The organism is Shewanella halifaxensis HAW-EB4 (assembly GCF_000019185.1).
In the GTDB taxonomy this organism is placed as follows: domain Bacteria; phylum Pseudomonadota; class Gammaproteobacteria; order Enterobacterales; family Shewanellaceae; genus Shewanella; species Shewanella halifaxensis.
In genome coordinates this window covers 4,534,142-4,555,553 of the sequence record NC_010334.1, presented here as the reverse complement: position 1 = coordinate 4,555,553, position 21,412 = coordinate 4,534,142, and the positions used below count along the sequence as shown (strand labels likewise).

17 protein-coding genes and 2 riboswitches are annotated in these 21,412 nt (G+C 45.3%); of the genes, 11 read left to right on the top strand and 6 right to left on the bottom strand.

From position 1 onward, the window contains the following. Window positions 1-33 precede the first annotated feature (33 nt). Entirely contained in the window at window positions 34-897 is an 864-nt protein-coding gene (locus SHAL_RS19400) for a universal stress protein (RefSeq protein WP_012278810.1), read from the bottom strand. A gap of 477 nt (window positions 898-1,374) precedes the next feature. Between SHAL_RS19400 and SHAL_RS19390 the strand changes: the two genes are divergently transcribed. Then, the gene (locus tag SHAL_RS19390; RefSeq protein ID WP_012278809.1) at window positions 1,375-2,907 is read left to right on the top strand and encodes a TerC family protein; all 1,533 of its coding nucleotides are present in this window, start codon (window positions 1,375-1,377) and stop codon (window positions 2,905-2,907) included. A 67-nt stretch (window positions 2,908-2,974) separates the two neighbouring features. On the opposite strand, the gene SHAL_RS19385 is transcribed toward SHAL_RS19390, so the two are convergent. The 3 genes from SHAL_RS19385 to SHAL_RS19375 all read right to left on the bottom strand — a co-directional run bounded on the left by SHAL_RS19385 (window position 2,975) and on the right by SHAL_RS19375 (window position 5,739). Next, complete coding sequence (locus SHAL_RS19385; protein WP_012278808.1) at window positions 2,975-4,345, bottom strand: NCS2 family permease; 1,371 nt, start codon at window positions 4,343-4,345, stop codon at window positions 2,975-2,977. Window positions 4,346-4,486: 141 nt separating this feature from the next. Next, a riboswitch (purine riboswitch) is annotated at window positions 4,487-4,586 on the bottom strand. Between the two features lie 407 nt (window positions 4,587-4,993). Continuing rightward, window positions 4,994-5,245 (bottom strand): DUF2999 family protein, encoded by a 252-nt coding sequence (locus SHAL_RS19380; RefSeq protein WP_012278807.1) that lies wholly within the window; start codon window positions 5,243-5,245, stop codon window positions 4,994-4,996. 290 nt (window positions 5,246-5,535) lie between these two features. Beyond that, window positions 5,536-5,739 (bottom strand): hypothetical protein, encoded by a 204-nt coding sequence (locus SHAL_RS19375; protein WP_041416128.1) that lies wholly within the window; start codon window positions 5,737-5,739, stop codon window positions 5,536-5,538. Between the two features lie 531 nt (window positions 5,740-6,270). Here SHAL_RS19375 and SHAL_RS19370 point away from each other — a divergent pair. Further along, the gene (locus tag SHAL_RS19370; protein WP_012278806.1) at window positions 6,271-6,948 is read left to right on the top strand and encodes a Bax inhibitor-1 family protein; all 678 of its coding nucleotides are present in this window, start codon (window positions 6,271-6,273) and stop codon (window positions 6,946-6,948) included. An 81-nt stretch (window positions 6,949-7,029) separates the two neighbouring features. Here SHAL_RS19370 and SHAL_RS19365 read toward each other — a convergent pair whose 3' ends face one another. After that, window positions 7,030-8,061, bottom strand: a complete 1,032-nt coding sequence (locus SHAL_RS19365; RefSeq protein WP_012278805.1) for an HlyD family secretion protein — start codon at window positions 8,059-8,061, stop codon at window positions 7,030-7,032. After that, entirely contained in the window at window positions 8,058-8,369 is a 312-nt protein-coding gene (locus SHAL_RS19360; RefSeq protein WP_012278804.1) for a hypothetical protein, read from the bottom strand. Before SHAL_RS19360 ends, SHAL_RS19365 begins: the two co-directional genes overlap by 4 nt. Window positions 8,370-8,812: 443 nt before the next feature. Further along, window positions 8,813-8,898, top strand: a riboswitch (cyclic di-GMP riboswitch). Window positions 8,899-8,968: 70 nt separating this feature from the next. On the opposite strand from SHAL_RS19360, the gene SHAL_RS23620 reads away from it, so the two are divergent. The 9 genes from SHAL_RS23620 to SHAL_RS19310 all read left to right on the top strand — a co-directional run bounded on the left by SHAL_RS23620 (window position 8,969) and on the right by SHAL_RS19310 (window position 21,412). Next, window positions 8,969-11,152: an immunoglobulin-like domain-containing protein gene (locus SHAL_RS23620; protein ID WP_012278803.1), complete on the top strand. Its 2,184-nt coding sequence runs from the start codon at window positions 8,969-8,971 to the stop codon at window positions 11,150-11,152. Window positions 11,153-11,375: 223 nt separating this feature from the next. Further along, entirely contained in the window at window positions 11,376-12,536 is a 1,161-nt protein-coding gene (locus SHAL_RS19345; RefSeq protein WP_012278802.1) for a pyridoxal phosphate-dependent aminotransferase, read from the top strand. A 161-nt stretch (window positions 12,537-12,697) separates the two neighbouring features. Next, window positions 12,698-13,789 carry a cysteine synthase A gene (locus SHAL_RS19340; RefSeq protein WP_012278801.1) on the top strand — a complete coding sequence of 364 codons (1,092 nt, stop codon included), beginning with the start codon at window positions 12,698-12,700 and terminating at the stop codon, window positions 13,787-13,789. 174 nt (window positions 13,790-13,963) lie between these two features. Next, window positions 13,964-14,845: an AraC family transcriptional regulator gene (locus SHAL_RS19335; protein WP_012278800.1), complete on the top strand. Its 882-nt coding sequence runs from the start codon at window positions 13,964-13,966 to the stop codon at window positions 14,843-14,845. 361 nt (window positions 14,846-15,206) lie between these two features. Beyond that, window positions 15,207-16,757, top strand: coding sequence for an Ig-like domain-containing protein (locus SHAL_RS19330; RefSeq protein WP_012278799.1), 1,551 nt, complete (start codon window positions 15,207-15,209; stop codon window positions 16,755-16,757). Window positions 16,758-17,079: 322 nt separating this feature from the next. Continuing rightward, window positions 17,080-18,570, top strand: coding sequence for an anaerobic nitric oxide reductase flavorubredoxin (gene norV, locus SHAL_RS19325; protein WP_012278798.1), 1,491 nt, complete (start codon window positions 17,080-17,082; stop codon window positions 18,568-18,570). A 4-nt stretch (window positions 18,571-18,574) separates the two neighbouring features. Then, complete coding sequence (gene norW / locus SHAL_RS19320; protein WP_223296219.1) at window positions 18,575-19,735, top strand: NADH:flavorubredoxin reductase NorW; 1,161 nt, start codon at window positions 18,575-18,577, stop codon at window positions 19,733-19,735. 60 nt (window positions 19,736-19,795) lie between these two features. Further along, complete coding sequence (locus SHAL_RS19315; RefSeq protein WP_012278796.1) at window positions 19,796-20,131, top strand: TehB family protein; 336 nt, start codon at window positions 19,796-19,798, stop codon at window positions 20,129-20,131. 354 nt (window positions 20,132-20,485) lie between these two features. After that, window positions 20,486-21,412 carry a transporter substrate-binding domain-containing protein gene (locus SHAL_RS19310; RefSeq protein WP_223296218.1) on the top strand — a complete coding sequence of 309 codons (927 nt, stop codon included), beginning with the start codon at window positions 20,486-20,488 and terminating at the stop codon, window positions 21,410-21,412.

Below are 21,412 nucleotides of genomic sequence, written 5' to 3'. Positions count from 1 at the left end.
GGCATATCTTTGAATTAACGACGGTATTATTTATTAGTCCTCTGTATTATAGGGGACTACGAGTACATTACTGCGGATCCTTGTTAAAATTGATTCGGCCGTATTACCTATTATATGGCCTAGTATGCCTTGTCGCTGACGCGCGCCCATAACCAAATACTCCGCTTTTAAACGGCAACTTAATTCAAACAGACACATGTCGGCATCTCCCGCCATAATATGTACATGGTCGCAATCGAGTCCTATTTCTTCAATTTCCTGTTTGTGCTTACGATAGGCATCTTTGATCTGGCGCTGACTATTCACCAGATCCATATCGCGCAATATTTTAGGAAAGTGGATCACAAAGCCGAGATGTAGCTCGTAACCTGTGGCGGCAGCAAGTCGATTTGCTTGTAAGATGACAGCTTGATTGAGTGCTTGTTTCGATGAGTTATTACTGCCTAGTTCCACTGCCATCAAAATTGATTTCACTCGATTAAGAGGGTTGTTACTCAGCAACATGAGTGGCACTTTAGTATTGCGGATAAGTTGCCAGTCTATGGGAAGGAAGTGCGTCGATTCATGTATTGATTTTAGCATCATGCCATACTCATCTGGGCGTATGTGTTCGCAAGCATGGCTACACAGGTTCTTACACCACATGGTGGTAAACGGTGTATTGTTGGCGTTGAGTTGATTTAGTGTGTTTTGCACATAGGCTTCATCTTCGGCTAATATTTTGGCTCGTACCGATGCCGCGATCCTAGGGTTATGATACTCATCATCACTGAATGATTCATAGCTATAGGCCATCACCTCGGGAAGCAAACCTAACTGATTGGCTAGCAAAACGCCTGCACTGATAGCATCCGTTTGTTGCTGATGCTTTTGTGAAATAATAAACATCTTGTCCATGTGCTTTCCTCTTTATTATCCATAATTCAACATAGCAATTTGCAATATTTACTCCTTGATCTTTATCATTAAAGCGCTCAATGTTTGGCCCGTTTACCAGCAGTGGTTACGAGACGAATATGGCAGTAGACCTGTCTATTATCTCGCTATGCTCGATTCTATTTTTTGGTAAGCTTTTTGGGAGCCGATTTAAATTATTAGGGAGCCTTGCTCCGACCGTTGTGATGGGCTTTAGCCGCGCATATGAGCTAAGTGATTCGACTCTTGTTGCCATCTATCTAGGCTAAAATTTTAAGTCAGTATGCTCGAATATTCAGGGTATTTCGGAATAGTTTGGCAAAGTTAAAATTTAATTAATTATAGATTTTTTGGTTTCTCCAATATAAATGCACTTAATTAATTTTAATGCGTTAAATTTTAGGAGCTATTGACCGAACTGATGCATGGGCATCGGCTTTTGGAAAATGAAAATACACGATGGAATTTTTGCTTGAACCCCAAATTTGGATTGGTTTAATAACCCTTATTATTATCGAGATCGTACTGGGTATCGATAACCTTGTGTTTATTGCTATTTTAGTTAAAAAGCTCCCACCAGAGCAAAGAGATAAGGCAAGAACTATCGGATTGTCTCTCGCATTGATTATGCGATTAGGCTTGCTGAGTATTGTGTCTTGGTTGGTTACACTGACCCAGCCTCTTTTCAGTATTTACGACTTAAGCTTTTCAACTCGAGACTTGATTCTAATTACGGGTGGTCTGTTCTTGCTGTTTAAAGCGACCCATGAGCTTCATGACCGTCTGGAAGGGGATTTACAGCAACAGCAAAATGCCAATGTGTATGCCAGTTTTGGTGTGATTATTGCCCAAATTCTGGCCCTAGATGCCGTATTCTCCTTGGATTCGATTATTACGGCTGTGGGTATGGTCGATAGCCTAACGGTGATGATGATCGCCGTCATTATCTCTATGATAGTGATGTTGCTCGCATCGAAATCGATTACCAACTTTGTCAATGCACACCCGACCGTTATCGTATTGTGTTTAAGCTTCCTATTGATGATTGGCTTTATCTTGGTTGCAGAGGGCTTCGGATTCCATATTCCTAAAGGCTATCTGTATGCGGCAATTGGTTTCTCAATCTTGATTGAGATGTTTAATCAGATGATCACCTCAAGCCATGCTAAACATGCAGAGCGAGTGCCGCTGCGCCAGCGTACAACTGAGGCTATTTTTCGATTAATGGGTAATAAGCATTACAACATTAACGATGATGAGGGCAGTGAGCCAGCACCAGTGAGTTTTGGTGATGTCGAGCGCGACATGGTTACCGGCGTTCTGTCTCTTTCTGAGCGAAATGTACGTACCGTCATGACGCAAAGAAAAGAGATCGTTTGGTTAAATACTGAAGATAGTACCGATAAGATTAAAGAGATTATCAAGACTAGCCGTCACCAAATATTCCCGATTTGTCATGGCTCGCTTGATAACTTAGTCGGTATCGTACGCAGTAAAGATCTGCTCTTTGGTATCGAAGCGGGCGAAAACTTAAGCCAAATCGCATCATCTTTTCCGGCATTTATCGTGCCTGATACGATTAACGTTATTCGCTTACTCGATGGTTTTAGGGAGTCTCGGGCGGGTATGGCTGTGCTTGCGGACGAGTTTGGTAGCATTCAAGGTATCGTGACCCTACATGACTTACTCGAGTCTATTGTGGGCGAGTTCCCCGATATTGGTGAGATCCCAGAGATCAGTGCCTGTAATGACGGCTGGTTAGTTAAGGGGTCTACCTCACTGCATGACCTAGAGGCGCGCTTAGAAACCTTAGGCTTGATTGATAAACAGCAGGAGTACATTACTGTTGCAGGCTTATTACTGGCCCTAAACTCAACCATTCCGAAGGTGAGCGATGTGATTGAATTTGCAAAGCTTAAATTTGAGATTGTCGAAGCCGATGACTTCAAAGTTTCAATGGTTAAGGTGAGCTTTCTAGAGCCAGTCAGTTAGATTTTATCTGCTAAAGAAAAAGGGCCGTATTGTACGGCCCTTTTTTTATGCGCTTATTTACAATCGATTACAGCATCACGAGGTAGGCGATAAAGATAACGGACAAGCCATAGATGATCGGATGTACCTCACGGCCTTTACCTGCAACCACCATGGCAAACGCATAGCTGATAAAGCCCATCGCCATGCCGTTGGCCGGAGAGAAGCTCAAAATGGTAAACATCATGGTGAAGAAGGCGGCGATACACGATGGCTTGTGATCCCACTGGATCTGCCCTAAACGACCAATCATGTAAATTCCCACCACGATCATCGCAGGCGCAACGATAGCGGTAGAGAACATAGAGAATACCGGATAGCAGAACAGGGCGAGTAGGAACAATACTGCGGTGGCAACGGCGGCGAGCCCCGTCTTAGCACCTTGAGCCGAAGCGATCCCCGACTCTGAAAACGCCGTGATAGAGGTGGTACCGAGTACGCTGCCAATCACGGTGCCGCCAGCATCAGCTACTAATGCGGCGCGGGCGTTAGGCACTTTTCCGTCTTTGTCGATAATGCCTGCATCTTTACCTACGCCGACAATCGTCGATAAACCATCGAAGAAGTCGACGATAAAGAAGATGATGACGATAAACAGAAGATCAAATAGTTTATCGATTGTGAGAAACTCGAAGTTGAATACCTTACCAAAGCTAGGCTCTAGGCTAGGTGGCGCGCTGAACCAAGTTTCAGGAATGGGCGCATACTGAGTGCCAAGTACGGCATCGCTAATAAGCGTCAGGATGATTGAGGTCATAAAGGCGATGAAGGTGGCCAGTTTGATATTTCTCACCATGCAACCGACCGCTACGAACAGGCTGATAAAGGCGATGGCGACTTGTGGCTTGGTAATATCTCCCATGCTCACGAGCACCACGGGATTAGCGACGATGATGCCGGCATTCTTCAGTCCGAGGAAGGCGATAAATAGACCTAGAGAGACTGTGATGGCGAGTTTTAGATCCTCGGGAATAGACTCAATCATCTGCTTGCGAATTTTGGTCATCGAGAAGATCAGGTAGACGATACCCGAGAGAAAGATGCCGAACAGCGCCTCGTGCCAGATAAGCGCCACAGAGCTCGATGCCAGCATGCCCTTAAAGAAGCCATTCATGCTCATCCCTGGCGCTAGCATCACTGGATAATTACCGAAGAAGCCCATTATCAATGTTGCGAGCGCGGCAGCTAAGGCGGTAGCGGTAAAGATCGCGCCCTTATCCATACCTTCGATACCACCTAAGATCGCAGGGTTCACTGCCAAGATATAACTCATGGCTAAGAAGGTGATAAAGCCTGCGTATAGCTCGGTGCCAACATTGGCTTTGCGCTGTGAAAGTTGGAATGTTGTATCTAGAAAGCGGGACTGTCCCGCACGTTGTAGTAAGCCAGAGATCGCCACAGTGATGCCTTATTGGTATTTATTGATATGCTAATTTATCTATGTATTCGTGAGTGCATGACTCATGCATTATTAATACATTAGGGGTCAATAAATTTATTGGCAGATACCACTGGCCGCCAAGTGTTTCAAGTGTTTGGCAGCGGACGGTGATTGGGCTGTAGTCACAAGATTAGGTCTTGTGGTAGAGACTTCTGGACCAGATTTCCAGCGATATACAGCACAATAAATTGTTGGCGCGGATTGTACGCGGCTATCAAAGCGGCGCAAGCAACACTAGGTAAAATGTGCACTAGTTCAAGTTTTATATATTGAGCACGCTCGGGATCGATTCACCAGGGATGATTACGTGAACTAACCCACATAAAGAAAATTGGCCTCTCTCTAGCGTAATGTTTTCATCTAGGATGCGGCGGACGGTTATGACGTGGTTGATGCCGTGCTGTTTAGTTTGCCAAGAGAATTGAGTATTCCGGAATTCCCAGAGCCTAAACTGTTTGCGGCTAAAAGCGAGTAAATAAAGTGCGCCGCTGCTTAGGGGGATTAACCAATCTGCTGTTTAGCAGATAAAAAAAGAGTAAGCGAAAGCTTACTCTTTTTTTATCACGCTGATAGCTAGCGCCTGTTGCTAGGTGCTTTTGCAGCTAATTACTGTTGAAGCTGAGCCTTGGCCGCTTCAACTTTTGAAAAGTCTAATCCAAGCTCTTCAACAGCTTCTTTAATTAAAGCCGGGTTTTGCATCACTAGCCCCATAAGCTGTTGTAGCTTCTCTGGAGGAATGCCTAACTGGCCGATAACAGCCATCGCCATCATTGGGTTCTCTGTCAAAGTTTGGAACAGCTCTTTAGCTTGCTCGTCGCTGACGTTGTGCTCTTTTAAGATCGCAAGAATCGGGTTCATTGCACTACCTTTGCTTGATGTGGAAAGTTAATTGCTGCTGATTCTAGCACTTTTCTGCACTTAACCCTTAATTAGATTGTGTGACGACCTTTACTGCGATTCGATTCTTTTGAGTGATAAATAGAAATCAGTTTCTGGGCCGTTATTGATAAGCGTTATTACTAGGCGTTTAAGACGAGCGGCAGCCTTATCGCTAACGGATTGCTGTAGCGATATGGGCTCTTTAGAGCAAACATGAGCAGATTTAATGATCGAGTATTAGAGAGGTTAACCTGCTTAACCAGCCTAATTTACTCCTCACTCCCCCCATCTTCATGCTTATGGGCTAGTGGAGCCTCTGCCTGTTCTTCATGGTATTCATGTTGATCTTTGCTTGGCTTAGGTACATGAAGTTCATTAGGGTTTTTACCTAGCTTCTTCTTATGCTCAAACTCTGCAGAGTGTTGTTTGCCGTGGTCTGACTGTCTACGGGTACTGTCGTGTGATTTGCTCATATTTACATTCCCAACTAGTTCGACTGAGCGTGGTATTTACGCCGATGATATATATTGAAGTATGGCATTGAATGCGATTTTTAGATGGATAATTTTGAACTAAGTGCGAGGGTAAAGATGCAGCTTAAGCGATTCGGCTAGGGGAACTTGGTTGTATGCGCTGAAACGTGAGTAAAAGCCAGCCAAGGTTGTTTTTTGTATAATACTTCCTGTTATTACAGCACCTTGCTGTAAAGTGCTACAAAGGGTTTAGATACGCTTTTACTACGGTTAAGGGCACAGTTTTCGCACCTATAAAATCGAGAGAATTGTGCGTCGACAGTGGCTTGTCGACGCTAACGTTGTGCTGTTTTAGATGGTAATAATCGGTTGTTTTTATGTTGGTTATGGATAAGTACTAACCAGTTAACGCTTTGTTTGTTGACCTATTTTGCAAATTGAATCTTTGTTTATATGGTACTGGCTTTGCCTTGGTTATGCTGCCCGGCATCTGGCGGTTAATACCGCATTATTGCTAGGAGCAAGTGTTTTATGGAAAAGTCACAAGTGGGCGTGAGCCATTATTTATCAGGGATATTTTTAAAAGACAGAGCCGTGAGTAAGTCGGTGTTTAACTTGGTGATTGGCTTGGTATTGATGTGGGGATTTACGACGAATTACCTGACGGTCGTTCATTTTCCTACAGAGTGGATTAATAGCGTTAATCCTTGGGTGATCCTCATTGGTTTCCTTATTTTCTCTACTCTTGGCTTTCTGATCATGTTTCGTTATCGGGCGCCGCTATTTAGCTTTTTAGGTTATAACCTAGTGACCTTGAGCGTGGGCTTATTACTGAAACTATGCCTACAGTACTTCACCGATAGTGAAATTGTGACTGCGATTCAATATACCGCAGGTATTACGCTATTAATGATTATTAGCGCGACCTTGATGCCAAAGTTGTTTATGAGCTTTGGTAAGGTGTTGGTTGTGATCACGGGGTGGATCTTAACGATTGAGCTGAGTTGGTTGCTCATGTTTGGCCATAGCCATGAGTTAATTCACTGGATCGTGGCCGTCAGCATGTGCGGCTACATAGGATACTTTTGGGCGCAGGCCTGTAAATACGGCGAAACCTTAGATGAAGCGATCGATTTTGGTGGCCTGCTGTATATGGAGATCATTAACTTGTTCCTACGACTGTTAGAGATCTTATCCTCCAAGCGATAAATCACTGAGTTTCATCACGGTTAAAAAGCACAGCCTAGGCTGTGCTTTTTGTTTATGTCGCCATAGTTGCCATCACCGCGCTTATAGCGGATTGAGGTAAGCTTTTACCGCTGTTAATCTCACCGTTGCTGCACCAATAATGTCGAGAAATCCCAATATCGAGGACGGCTTGTCGGCGCTTATCCACGCCGAGCCCGTGGCGCCAATAGGCAGCATCGCCATAGTGGCGTCATCGACCTCAAGCACCACAGTTCTGCCAACAGGCATGGAGCCTAAGTTGATGTGACGAGACACCATCTGCTCGCGAGGTAAGATATCGCCTTGAGCTTCACCTGTGGCCTCAACCTTGCTGTGCACTCTTGCTCTGAATATCTGCCCAGGGTAGGCATTAATATAGAACTCGGCAAACTGTCCGGGTTGAATATAGGCAAAGGACTGGTCGGGAATACGCATCTCGACAAACTTGCGGCCAGTATCCCAAAGGTGCATGGCACCGACACGCGAGCCATCGGCGATATAGACATGGGTCACCATGCCGTCAAATGGTGCACGTACTTCGAGTCTTTTAAGCTCAAACTCTTGTTTACGCAACTGGGCATATTGCACCTCTAGTTGGGCATATTGAACCTTGAGTTCGGCAGTGGTGATCTCTACTTTATCGGCAGCGTTTTCTAGATCTCGCTCACTCACATGATCGCCCAAGTTAATTTTACGTTGGTGATTACGCTTGGCCTGCGCCAGTTTGACTTCTGTCGCTTCAATATTGCGCTTTACCTCTTGTACTCTGGCATTGATCTCATCGATGGCGCTGCTGACCTTGTCATCGACCAAGGTGTAGAGCAGTTCGCCTTTGTTCACGTGTTGGTTGTGATCGATTGAGATAGTATCGATCTGTTGGCCAATCGCTGGTGACAAAATGGCGTGTGGAGCGCGCACTGTGGTGGAGTTGGTCAGATCCGCCGGCGAGTAGAAACGATGAGCTAAGAATAGGGCCACCGCAATCAGGCAGCCAACAAATACGCTGATAAAGTAGTTTCTAGGTCTCGCTTTAATGACTTTAAATTTGAATAGTAACCAGACGATAAAAATATAGGGCAGCATTATCTCTTTCATGCGCGCGTCCCCCTAATCCACTCTTGTACTCGGTCCCAATCGGTCACGATGGCGATAACGGCGAGCACCCAAAGTGGCTTCCAAAACAGGCCTAGCATACAGAGCCAGAAAACCAGTTTGGCCTGCCGCATGCCGCGTTCTTTGGCTAAGTACTTGGGTAATGAGTGTAGGTGCCAAAGTTTTAGTGCTACCCAGCTGACTATCCCTAAGGTGATCAGGGTGACGACCCACATAAAGGCAATAGATTCGAGCAGCAGCATTACGCTAGGGAGGTTTTCGTAAGTTAAATTGGTGTCATGGATCTTCATTCAACTCTCTTAGATAGCTAATCATTAGGTTAAAAACATGAAATAAACTGACTGCAAATATTAGCTTTTCTTAGCTGAACCCCAGTTGAACTCTATGGGCGGTTCTTGAGATTTGTGCCAATAAATAGTGATTGCGCTAACTCATATCAATAATCTGACATTTTTAGGTTTGGGTTATATTTTTGGCGTTAATTTTGTCAAATTATTTTTAATGGTTACTTTTATTGAATAACTCTGGCGTTAGTTACTTTAAATGTTGGTTAATGTATATTTTGTTTTATTTTTATCTTTGTTTAATCAGTATGTTAGTTGTCAATATTTTGTCTTTTGTGGTTTTAAGGTGTTTATTGCTGTTAGCTTGGGTTTTGTCGCTATATTTAGATTTACAAAATTAGGGTTACAGATAATAATCCGCAAAATAAGACGAGTGCTATTTATGCACTTGATGAAAAAGGCAAAACCTGTGAAAGCGGGTGACGCAAAGCATCCAGCCTAACGGAGCAACTCCTACGGCAGTGGCGCTACCGCAAGTGACACGGGCAGCAGATATTACCTGCCTGTTTGTTGCTTTTCGATATTGAATGAAAAGGGATGAATTAATGAAATCACTCAAACTTAATCTACTTGGCGCAAGCATAGCCTTGGCAATGGGCGCGGTTTCGGCGCCAGCGATGGCCAATGGCGTTGATATGATTAACCCACAAGCGGGGGTTGTTGTGGGTTACTGGCATAACTGGTGTGGCGGCGCGGGCTATAAAGGTGGTGTCGCCCCTTGTGTGACCTTAACTGAGGTCGATCCGCAATATAACGTGGTCGATGTGTCGTTTATGAAGGTCTACGGCGCAGTCGGCACCATTCCTACCTTTAAACTCGATCCTGAAATTGGTTTAACCGAAGCACAATTTATTGAGCAGATCGGCGAGCTCAACCGCCAAGGCCGTTCGGTATTGATCGCCTTAGGCGGCGCCGATGCTCATATCGAGCTACGCAGTGGTCAAGAGCAAGCTTTAGCCAGTGAGATTATTCGTCTTGTCGAAGTCTATGGCTTTGATGGTCTAGATATCGATTTAGAGCAAGCGGCGGTGACCGCTGCAGACAACCAAACCGTTATTCCTGCGGCGCTGCGTATCGTTAAAGATTACTACCGTGAGCAGGGCAAAAACTTCTTGATCACCATGGCGCCAGAATTTCCGTACCTGACAACAGGCGGTAAGTATGTGCCTTATATCACCGCGCTAGAGGGCTATTATGACTGGATTAACCCACAGTTTTATAACCAAGGCGGCGATGGTATCTATATCGAGGGGCTAGGTTGGGTTGCGCAAAACAACGATAACCTTAAGCAGGAGTTTATCTATCATATTGCCGATGCCTTATCTAACGGCACCAACGGCTTTACCAAGATCCCCCACGATAAGTTAGTGTTTGGTATTCCAACTAATATCGACGCCGCAGCAACGGGTTATATCAATGAGCCGCAAAAGCTATATGCGGCATTTGAGCAATTAAAAGCGCAGGGTCAGCCGCTACGTGGTGTGATGACTTGGTCGGTTAACTGGGATATGGGACAGAGCTCTGCGGGTCAGGCGTACAACGAATCATTTATTAAGGCTTATGGTCCATTCATTCATGGTCAAGATATTCTGCCGCCAGAGCCAGATAACGGTAAGCCAATTTTCTCAGGGCTTAGCAACACTCGCGTTAAGTTAGGCGCAGAGTTTGATGCACTGGCGGGCGTAAATGCTCGTGATATGGAAGATGGTGACATCACATCAAGTATTCAAGTTGAAGGCTCGGTCGATACTCTGACCTTAGGTTTGTATGCACTGACTTATCGCGTAAGTGATAGTGATGACAACCTAACTGAGCAGGTGCGCACGGTAGAGGTATACAACACTAAACCTGAGCTTAAGGGTGTCGCCAACGCTAGCGTATTACTGGGCAGTGTTTTCGATGCATTAGCGGGCGTGAGTGCTATCGACGCCGAAGATGGTGACCTAACGGCGCAAGTTAGTGTCGAAGGTGATGTGGATACCAGCAGCGTAGGTCAGTACCTACTAACCTATCGCGTCAGTGATAGTGCAGCTCAGCAAGTTGAGGTGTTACGAACCATCACAGTAAAAGAGCAGGGCGCGGTGTGCGATAACGCTTGGGATGCGACAACCACCTATCTTGGCGGTGAAACAGTAAGCCATGCTAGTAAGAGCTGGTTAGCGGGCTGGTGGACTCAAGGTGATGAGCCGGGTACCACAGGTGAGTGGGGCGTTTGGAAAGCCCAAGGTGATAGCGATTGTGATGGTGGTCTGCCGCCAGTGGTAAAGCCGACACTTGATATAAGCGGTATTGCACCGCGCTATGTGCTTGAGCAAGGCAGTGTGTCTATTGAGTTTAGCGCTAGCGTTAACCAAACTATGGTAGTTAATGCTAGCTTAGTGCAAGGCAGCACTGTGTTTGCAAGTAGTGAAGTCAGCGTAGCTAGCTCAGCAGCTATGACTCTATCTGCAACGGATTTAGCGGCAGGCAGCTATGAAGTCGTAGTGAGCGCACCAGAACAGGAACTGATTCGTCGTACTAGCATTAGCTTGGTTGAAGAAGATAGCGAGGGCGGCGACTATCCAGCTTACGCGGCAGGCACAAATTACCAAGCGGGTGACGTAGTCACTAATGCTGGCGGTGTATATGAGTGCCTACCTTGGCCAAACAGCGGCTGGTGTAGTGGCGCTGCGAGTCATTATGCGCCAGGTACAGGTAGTGCGTGGCAAGATGCCTGGTTTGCTCGTTAATCGTGAATGCTATGATTGTATAGCATGAACACGCTAAAGCCTCGTCGATGTGACGGGGCTTTTTTACGCAATAAATACATAGCTAATTTATTCTTTATTTATATAGGATTAGGTGTATGAAAAAGTGTGATCTTGGCTACAAATCTAGTCTGCTAGACTAGCGATAGTGAGTCGTTAATAAGAATATCTAGTGTATATATTAATTCAATAATAATAACTAAGTATGCAAAACTCTTCTTTCAAGTTAAGTCGTCGTCAATTCTTATATGCAGGTGCCGCCGCATCAAGTTTAGCGACCTTAGGTTGCAGCTCAACCTCAATCTCTACTGCAGCAAGTTCGTTAGCATCGGCCTCGATGAGTACGGATGAGCCGATCCCGCTTAATTTTAATGAGAACCCACTCGGCTTGGCACCTAAAGCCCAGCAAGCAGTTACCGATGCGTTGCCCAATGCTTGGCGTTACCCCGATGCGGCCCGAAGTGAGCTGATGGCGAGTATTGCTGGCAATTTGGGGCTTATAGAGTCGCAGTTAATCTATGGTAATGGCTCCTCTGAAGTGCTTAAGATGGCGCTTGATGCCCTCGCGCAAAGCAATAGCCAGTTGGTGATGCCAGATCCAAGTTATGGGGTGATAATCGATTACGCCATGGCGCGTGGAATCCCTGTGGTCAAGGTCAAGCTCGATGGTGACTGGCAAACCGATTTAGCCCAGATGCAAGCAAAAGTGGCTCAGCATAATGGCCCGTCGATTGTGTACCTGTGTAACCCTAATAATCCAACGGGATTAGTATTACCACAGAGTGAGCTGAATCAGTGGTTAGATAAGGCATCGAGTCAACTAAGCTTTATCATTGATGAGGCCTATGTGGAGTATGTCGCTCAAGCTGGGTTTGTGTCTGCGGTTGAACGGGTGAAGCAAGGTCAGTCACATATTGTGGTGTGTCGAACCTTCTCAAAAATCTACGCCCTTGCTGGGCTACGTGTCGGTTACGGCGTGGCGCATAGCGAGCTCATTAAGGCGATGCAGGCGCAGGCAAGTATCGATAATGCCAATCTAATCGGCTGCGTCGCGGCTAAGGCTAGCCTCGAGAGTTCACAGTGGCTAGGGTTGAGTTTGCAATCAAACAGTCAAGCCAAAGCCTTGGTATATCAGCAGCTAAGCGAGCTTGGTTTAGATTATCTACCGAGCGAGACTAACTTTATCTTTCACAAAGTTAATGGCGATAGCGGGCTGTATATGCAACGCATGGCAAAGGCAGGCATTTTGGTCGGCCGCCCATTTAACCATGGTGAAGGCTGGAACCGTCTCTCTATCGGCACACCCGCGCAGATGCAATACTTCTGTAAGACCTTGGCAAAGTTTCGCGAGTTGGGCTGGGTGTAATTAACGGTTGGGGGTCGATAGCTAATCTTAGCGAGTTAATCAGTATTGCGGCAAAGCAATACTGATCCTCAGTTAACTGAAGTATCATGGAGCCACAGGTTTGGCTTATAGGTGAACTGTGCCTAATATTGAATGAGAGCCAATAACTGAGATAGCCATCTATGTCATCTTCCGCTGTAAATGATAACGACTCTTCCCCTGTAAAATCAGGGATCTCAGGTAATATTACTGAACTCATCGGCAATACTGATCTGTTACGAATCAACAGTCTGAGTGAGTTGAGTGGCTGTGAGATATTGCTTAAATGCGAACAGCAAAACCCCGGTGGTTCAATTAAAGATCGCGCCGCCCTGCAGATGGTCCAAGATGCCATTGCCAGCGGAAAGCTAACCCCCGGCATGACTATCGTTGAAGGCACGGCTGGAAATACTGGAATAGGCCTGGCGTTGGTCGCAAAAGCGTTAGGCTTTAAGATGCTGGTGGTGATGCCAAGAGGTCAGGCGCACGAAAAAGAGCGAATGATCTCCCTGTACGATGCTGAGCTTAAGTTAGTGGATGCCTGTCCCTTTGCTAATCCAGATCATTTCTATCATACGGCTAAGCGTCTTGGTGAGGCTAACAGCGATTATTGGTGGGCGGATCAATTTGAAAATACCAGCAATAGCAAGGCTCACTTTATTCATACTGGGCCTGAGATCTGGCGTCAAACTCATGGAAAAATCGATGCTCTGGTGTCTGTCGCCGGCACCGGCGGCACCATTGCGGGTAATTCTCGTTACTTATCGACCAAGAATAGACAGTTGCAGACTTGGCTGGTGGATCCCGATGGTTCCGGGATCTATAACTATTTAAAAACCGGCGAATATGTTTCTAGTGGAACTTCCTTTACCGAAGGGATAGGCATCATGCGCAGCGTCGAAAACTTTCGACAGGCAAAGATTGATAAAGCCATTACCCTGCCGGATCTCGACCTAGTCGCCATCGCGCGTCATGTAAGAGAGCATGATGGCATCGTACTCGGTAGCAGTGCGGCGCTTAATGTGGCGGGCGCCCTTTATGCGGCGGCTAAGATGGGGCCGGGCAATACCATAGTCACTTTCTATTGCGATCAGCCTGAGCGCTCCTCCTCTAAGCTCTACAACGAACACTTTCTATTAGATAATGGCTTTAGTGGTGAGAGTGAGCCTGCTCTGACGATGTTTAGTCGCTATCAAAAACAGCCATTATCGGCCGTAGTGGAGGTACGAGGGTAATCGAGAGCTCGTAATCGCTTTAGATTGAGAGCTGAGTTTTATTTTCACTGCGTCTTTATTGATTATTAGCTTATGGCATTAGATAGTTCACTAAAGTAGTTATTAGCGTTTTATCCCTAAAGTTTGCCTTGGCATGTTAGCGTGGCTTGAAAGGGAACTGATGGCAAGAGATAGATGAAAAGTGTCCCGAGTGTTGATTTTAGAGCCCCAAATATCCATAAAGCGGGTGTCGAAATATTAGATTTAGAGTTGTTTTATACCAAGCTATCTAAGTGTAACTTTTGCCCCTCAAAGCCCCACCGCATTAACTACTTTTGCTTTATTTATGTTACTGAAGGGCAAGGCGGTCATTTTGTTGATTTTAAGTATCATCAGTTTAAACCAGGGAGCTTTGTTTTTGTCAATAAACATCAAGTACATGCTTTCGATTTAATGAGTCGCCCAAAAGGTAAAATGATCAATATTACCGAAGACTTCTTAAATACTATTTTAGCCAATATGCGGATTCCCTTTTTCACACCAACTCACCTAGTGAGTTCTCAGCAGCCGCTTTTGACTCTTAGCTCATCGCTGGTAGAGACTTGCGATAGTCTACTGCTTGAGATCAATAAGGCACAGGAGAGCGAAGCGGAAACACAGTTACTCGTGCAGCTTTTATTTTCGTCATTGCTGGTAGCCTTGGCGACGGAAAGAGAAACCGATGCACAGCATTTAAGTGAAGCTCAGGCATACCGTTTTCAGCAATTTTTATTGTTGATAGAGAGTAATGCGGCTCATACTCGTGATGCATCAGGTTATGCAGAGATGCTGCATATCTCTTATAAATCGCTCAATCAAATGTGTAAGCAAGCGAGCGGGCAAACGGCTAAGCAGTTGATTGATGCCCATGCCATTCTGGAGATAAAGCGCAGATTAATTATCGGTAGCGCTAAAATTCAAGAAATTGCTTATGAGTTAGGTTTCGATGATGTGACCTACTTCGTGAAGTTTTTTAAGCGTCACACCCAGCTGACTCCCTCTCAATTTAAAGACAATGCAGTCACAGCTTTATCTTAAGCGTTATCTTCACATCATTTGATGACTTAGTGATGCTGATAGATAAAAAGCCATCAAGCTCACATTGTTGTCACTAGGTACGAAAAACACCATTTTGTGGACGAAAAATCCATTACGCCGCGGTCGTGAATTGACTATTTTCTATTTTGTAAAATAGAGATAAACGAAATCCACTTTTCAATAATCCTTTTCACGCCTTCAATTCTGCGTGATGGTCTTTTGCGACTTGAATAAAGTGTAATCAATTGAATATTGGTTTGTTTTTGTCTTTTTCATCGAAGAGTCATTTTTGTTTGCGGAAACGGGGATGACTTTAATAACAGTACAAATATAAAAAAATGATGAATTTGCAGGGAATATCATGATGAACAATTTAAACGCTTGCTATAAAAGAGTGTTACTCGCGAGTATGGCCACCTTATTGGTCGCCTGTGGCTCTGACAATGATGATGTTGTGACGCCTCCTCCAAGTGATAACAACCCTCCTATAGCTCAACCTACAACGGCTACCGCGATTGTGGGGACTTCGGTAATGGTTGATGCCATTGCCAACGATACCGATCCTGATGGCGATGCGCTAACGCTAACAGTGGTTGAGTTAACGGAGGGCTCTGGAGAAGGAGTAATTAAAGATAACCAGTTACTATTTACTCCAGAAAAACCCGGCATAGTAGTGTTTAGCTACACGGTTGCCGATCCACAGGGTGAAACAGATGACTCGACTGTGACAATTAAGGTGACTGAAAGTGCTGAGACTGGCAGCTATGTTGGTAGCCAAACCTGCTTAACCTGCCACACCGATAAGGCAACCTTCTTAGAAACGGGTCATAATTTTAAGCTAAGCAAAATTGAAAACGGTGAAGCGCCACAATTTCCATTCTCATCGTTAGAAGGTTCGGTCGAGTTGCTTCATGGTGCTGATAACAGTGTTGGTACACCGAATAGCTGGGAGGAAGTGAGCTATGTTATTGGCGGCTATTACCGTACTGCCATGTACCTAGATAGCAATGGCTATATTCTGTCGGGGACAGGGGTTCGTGCGATATTACCTGAAAATGGTGAGGACTTTAGCATAGATCATATCTCAGGTTATGCGCCTGGTGGTGAGCCGGACTCGCATCCTTTTGATTGTGGCCATTGCCATACCACGGGTTGGAAGGATTACACACCAGATTCACCTTTAAACCCAAATCACCAAGATGGCCTTGTGGGAATTGAAGGTACATTTGAGATGACGGGGATCCAGTGTGAAGCCTGCCATGGTGCCGGTGATAAGCATATTAAGTCACAGTCGGCAGATGATATTGATCGTATTGCAAAGGGCCGTTACACCTCTGATTTACAGCAAGCAGATATGGCATTTGGTAAGGCGATCACTTGCTCTGAGTGTCACAGTAAGAAGACCAACCGTAAGTTCCCAAGCTTTATTAGTGAGCATAACCAAGACTTTGGTGGTGATAGCATAGGTGGCCGTACGATCCCTTATGATATTGGCGGACGAGTTGCTGGTGATGCGCTATTAGGAATGGATGCCAACACTGGGGAGATCACCGGTAAGAAACAGGATATGGCGTGCCATACTTGCCATAATCCTCATCAATCTAAGATCAACAGTGACCAGCCTGGGCATGAGAATGCCATGGTGAAGCAGTGCGTCGATTGTCACTATGACAAGCCATTTACGCCTGAGCTTGAGGTACACAGCTTTGTGGCTAAGTGTGAGAGCTGCCATATGCCTAAGGATAAGCACTTCTTCAGAATTAACTTGGAGTTTCCAGCCGATAGTCCAGAGAACTTCTCAAAAGATGGTAAGTATGTACAGCCTTGGAATACCTCTAAAGATAGCTGCTCAAGTTGCCATACAGCAGATTACGATGCGCGTGCAGCCTTAATTGAGAAGATGCACCAGTAATAAAAAGGCGTCGGATTAAAAGCCCCATACTTTTATACGGTTAGGGGCTTTTTTATTGCTTATTCTTGAATATACCTGAACAGAGTTATATCAAGACTGTGGTTTTGCGTAGGGGCTATTACAATGCTCCCTGCGACTGTCTTAATGACATTTTTACGGTCATTTTGACTGTTACCGGTGCTATCAAAAAGACATTGATTTATAGATGGTTTTTACTTTAAATCTTAAAAATCAATTAAATAAAAGATTGGCACATTAACTGCTATTACTAATGCAGGTTTAGTGTAAGTGCACTAATTAAATTTTAGTAATAGGTGGCAATATGACAATCCATGTCAAAAACAATATTCATTGGGTAGGGCAACGTGACTGGGAAGTACAAGACTTCCATGGTACCGAGTATAAGATGACCAAAGGTACCAGCTATAACAGTTACCTTATTCGTGAACAGAAAACTGTCCTTATCGATACCGTCGATCACCGCTTCAGCCAGCAGTTTATTCAAAACCTAGAGATGGAGATCGATCTTAATCAGATCGATTACATCGTCATAAACCACGCCGAAGAAGATCATTCTGGTGCGCTGGTGGCCTTAATGGCAAAGATCCCTAATACCCCCATTTATTGCACCGAAAATGCCGTTGATTCAATCGTAGGTCATCACCATCACCCTGAATGGAATTTCAATATCGTTAAAACTGGCGATAGCTTGGATATCGGTAATGGCAAGCAGCTTATCTTTATCGAAGCGCCAATGTTGCATTGGCCTGACAGCATGATGACCTACCAAACTGGAGATGCAGTGTTGTACAGCAACGATGCATTTGGTCAGCATTATTGCGATGAGCGTCTATTTAACGATGAGGTGGATCAAACTGAGTTAATGGATCAGTGCCTGCGTTATTACTCCAATATTTTAACCCCATTTAGCGCGTTAGTGACCGCAAAGATCCATGAGGTTTTAAGCTTTAACTTACCAGTGGATATGATTGCGACCTCACATGGTATCGTGTGGCGCGACAATCCAGCACAGATCATCCATCAGTATCTCGAGTGGGCAGATAACTACCAGGAAGATCGCATCACGCTTTTCTATGATTCGATGTCGAATAATACCCGCATGATGGCCGATGCGATCGCGCAGGGGATCCATGATGTTGACCCTAGTGTTGCGGTCAAAGTCTTCAATGTGTCACGCCAAGATAAAAATGACATTCTCGCCAGTATCTTTAGATCGAAAGGGATCTTGGTGGGATCATCGACCATGAATAACGTGATGATGCCGAAAGTGGCGGGCATGCTTGAAGAGATCACCGGCCTGCGTTTTAAAAATAAGAAGGCCGCCGCTTTTGGGAGCTTTGGCTGGAATGGTGGTGCGGTTGACCGTATTCATACACGCCTCACTGATGCGGGTTTTGAAACGACCTATGGCATGAAAACTAAGTGGCGCCCCGACGGTAAGGCGATGCGCGAATGCCGCGAGTACGGCCAACATATCGCTAAGCAGTGGGCGCTTAAAGATCTATCTGAGCCGTTAAAGCAAAATATCGTCAATCGTGAGCAGCCTAAGGCAGATCTTGCTGTCGAGTCATTCACCCCCGAGCTATCTGAGTGCGAGCCTATTGGCACCTCTGTCGAAAGCGGCAATCAACGTATGCTCTGTACTGTGTGTAACTGGATATACGATCCCGCAATCGGTGAGCCTAATCAGGGCGTAACGCCGGGAACAACTTGGGCTGATATAGCTGAAGATTTTCTCTGCCCTGAATGTGGCTTAGGAAAAGATGTATTTCAGCCTATTGCAGGAGTCTAACAATATGCTTCAATCAATCGATGCACCTATTGTCATTATCGGCAGTGGTTTTGCGGCTTACCAGTTGATTAGGGCGATTCGACGCACAGATGCTTCGACACCGATCCAAGTTTTTACGGCAGATGAGGGGCATGACTATAATAAACCTGACTTAAGTCATGTGTTTTCAAAGAGGCAATTAGCTAGCGATCTGGTGAGATCTCAAGGCTCAGAGATAGCCAATGAGCTTAATTTTGAGCTATATGCTAACACCTATGTTGAGGCTATCATCCCGCAGCGGCATAGCCTTATTGCGGCTGGGCGTGAATTCCCTTACGCAAAATTAGTATTGGCGACCGGTGCGCGTGCTTTTGTTCCACCAATGCTTGGCAATGCCGTGGACAAGGTTGTGACGCTTAATAGTCTGCAAGAATACCAAGCGGCGGAGTCTGATTTAGCGCTTGCTAAGCGGGTACTCGTCATTGGCGGCGGCCTGATAGGCACCGAGCTATCGATGGATCTGGCGAGTGCAGGTAAAAAGGTGATCACTGTCGACCCTTGCATGCAGCTGATGGCCAGCTTACTGCCGGAGTATATCGCGACTCAGCTTGGCAAACAGATGCAGCGTCAAGGTGTATATCTTGCACTCAATAACAGCGTGAATTCACTCAATACTGCAGCAGATCAGGCGACGATTGTGGCGACGCTGGCATCTGCCGAGCAGTTAGAGGTTGATATGGTTATTTCTGCGGCGGGATTATTACCAAATATTCAACTGGCCCAGCAGGCGGGGATCTCCGTTGGTCGTGGTGTGCTGGTCAATGATTACATGGAAACATCGGCCAAAGATATTTTTGCCTTAGGTGATTGCGCCGAAATTAACGGTAAAGTATTAGCTTACTTACAGCCCGCACTGCTAAGTGCCAACGCGTTAGCGAAAACCTTACTCGGTCAACCTACAAAGCTCAGCATGCCAGCGATGCTGGTTAAGGTAAAAACGCCCCATTACCCCATTCAATTAGCGGGGCAAGCTGTCGATGGTGTTTATCGCTGGCAGATGGATATTGATGCACAGGGAAGTAGCGTCAAGGCCTTCGCCCATAATGGTGATTTACAAGGTTTTGTGGTTGCCGAGCAGCATATGAATAACGCCTTTAGCTTACTAAAAGCATTACCGAGAACTTAATCCCTATATTGCTGCTGTGCTATTGGCTGGCAGCATCCGTATTTGCATTAGGAGAAGATGATGAGTCATTTACGCATCCCTAAAAATTGGACAATTCAGCGTTCAACTGCTTTTTTCACTAAAGATAATGTGCCAGCCGCCTTACTGAGCCACCATAACACTGCCGAGGGAGTATTTGGTCAGTTATGTGTCATGGAGGGGGTGGTAACTTATTTCGGCTTTGCCGATAGCGAAGCAACTGAGCCTGAATTAAAGGTGGTGATTGAGGCTGGGCAGTTTGCCACGAGCCCTCCCCAGTATTGGCATCGAATTGAACTAAGTGATGATGCCCAATTTAATATTAATTTCTGGTCAGAGTCAGATAAGTCCGATAAGCCTATGTTTCACACTAGGTAGACTATGAATGATTAAGATAAGAAGCCAGCCTTTGCTGGCTTTTCTATTTTAGTCTTAAATGTCTCTTCACCTTTGTTTTCCAGGATTCAATGGTATAGCTATGCCGCTATTCAAACCATGTTTAGGTGACAAAAAATTGACTCTTGTTGTGACAATTTAGTTATCAAATTAGATTGTATGCGATTGTTTTACTGTGCTTATTTTATTTTTCAGCGGGCATTGTTTTAAATTTAATCATCACTTTAAAAAGTGTAATCTGAGTCGTTGAAATTACATCGGCTCAGGGTATACTCCACGGCCGTCATTCAAGCTGAACGCTCCCAAAGAAGTGAGACTTTTACGATGAGACTTCAAGTGAAATCAAGGTTTCTAATCCAGCTATTATTATTCTTTATTCTTGGCGCCTCGATGACTCAAGTCATGGCAAGGGATTTGGCCGAGATACAAGCCGAAGGGGTGTTACGCCACCTTGGCGTACCCTATGCAAACTTTGTGTCTCAGTACTCTGAAGGCAACAAGCTAACCCATAGCGGCCTCGATATTGAACTAATGCAAAATTTTGCCCGTTACCTAGGTGTCGAGTATGAGTTTGTGCCTGCCACTTGGACAAGCGTCTTCGGTATGCTGACTGGGCGTAATGGTCAGTTTATTAATAATAAAGTGGTATATGGTGAGCCGGAGTCAATTATTGGTGATGTGATTGCCAATGGTTTTACAATCTTTGATTGGCGCAAGGAGATTGTCGATTTTTCTGATGATTACTTCCCGTCAGCTGTCTGGCTGGTGGCGCGCACCGAATCAAATCTCAACCCTATCACTCCCAGTGGTTCAACCCTAAGAGATGTTCGTATGGTGAAGGGGATGCTGAAAGAGCGTGATATATTGGCGATGAAACAATCCTGCCTAGATCCTGACCTTTATAATCTATATGCAACTCAGGCGAATGTTATCTTGCCAACTAAGCAGCTGCAGCTCAATGAGATGGTACCGTTTCTCTTAAACGTTGAGGCTGAGGCGACCCTATTAGACGTCGCGGATTCGCTGATAGCGATAGATAAGTGGCCAAGTGCCATCAAGATTATCGGCCCCATTTCAGACGAGCAAAGAATGGCTGTCGGTTTCCGTAAACAGTCTCCCGAGCTACGAAAAGCCTTTAACCAGTATCTAAGGCAGATTCGTGCTGATGGCAGCTATAACAAGCTAGTGAAGAAGTATTACCCGACAGTTTTTCATTACTATCAAGACTATTTTGATAAATCAGCGGCAGGTGTTCACAAGTAA

Coding starts and splice junctions, on each gene's coding strand:
- norW (WP_223296219.1), top strand. CDS start 18,575: ATGCTTCAATCAATCGATGCACCTATTGTCATTATCGGCAGTGGTTTT.
- SHAL_RS19315 (WP_012278796.1), top strand. CDS start 19,796: ATGAGTCATTTACGCATCCCTAAAAATTGGACAATTCAGCGTTCAACT.
- SHAL_RS19335 (WP_012278800.1), top strand. CDS start 13,964: ATGAAAAGTGTCCCGAGTGTTGATTTTAGAGCCCCAAATATCCATAAA.
- SHAL_RS19345 (WP_012278802.1), top strand. CDS start 11,376: ATGCAAAACTCTTCTTTCAAGTTAAGTCGTCGTCAATTCTTATATGCA.
- SHAL_RS19330 (WP_012278799.1), top strand. CDS start 15,207: ATGATGAACAATTTAAACGCTTGCTATAAAAGAGTGTTACTCGCGAGT.
- SHAL_RS19365 (WP_012278805.1), bottom strand. CDS start 8,061: ATGAAAGAGATAATGCTGCCCTATATTTTTATCGTCTGGTTACTATTC.
- norV (WP_012278798.1), top strand. CDS start 17,080: ATGACAATCCATGTCAAAAACAATATTCATTGGGTAGGGCAACGTGAC.
- SHAL_RS19360 (WP_012278804.1), bottom strand. CDS start 8,369: ATGAAGATCCATGACACCAATTTAACTTACGAAAACCTCCCTAGCGTA.
- SHAL_RS19370 (WP_012278806.1), top strand. CDS start 6,271: ATGGAAAAGTCACAAGTGGGCGTGAGCCATTATTTATCAGGGATATTT.
- SHAL_RS23620 (WP_012278803.1), top strand. CDS start 8,969: ATGAAATCACTCAAACTTAATCTACTTGGCGCAAGCATAGCCTTGGCA.
- SHAL_RS19390 (WP_012278809.1), top strand. CDS start 1,375: ATGGAATTTTTGCTTGAACCCCAAATTTGGATTGGTTTAATAACCCTT.
- SHAL_RS19340 (WP_012278801.1), top strand. CDS start 12,698: ATGTCATCTTCCGCTGTAAATGATAACGACTCTTCCCCTGTAAAATCA.
- SHAL_RS19400 (WP_012278810.1), bottom strand. CDS start 897: ATGGACAAGATGTTTATTATTTCACAAAAGCATCAGCAACAAACGGAT.
- SHAL_RS19380 (WP_012278807.1), bottom strand. CDS start 5,245: ATGAACCCGATTCTTGCGATCTTAAAAGAGCACAACGTCAGCGACGAG.
- SHAL_RS19375 (WP_041416128.1), bottom strand. CDS start 5,739: ATGAGCAAATCACACGACAGTACCCGTAGACAGTCAGACCACGGCAAA.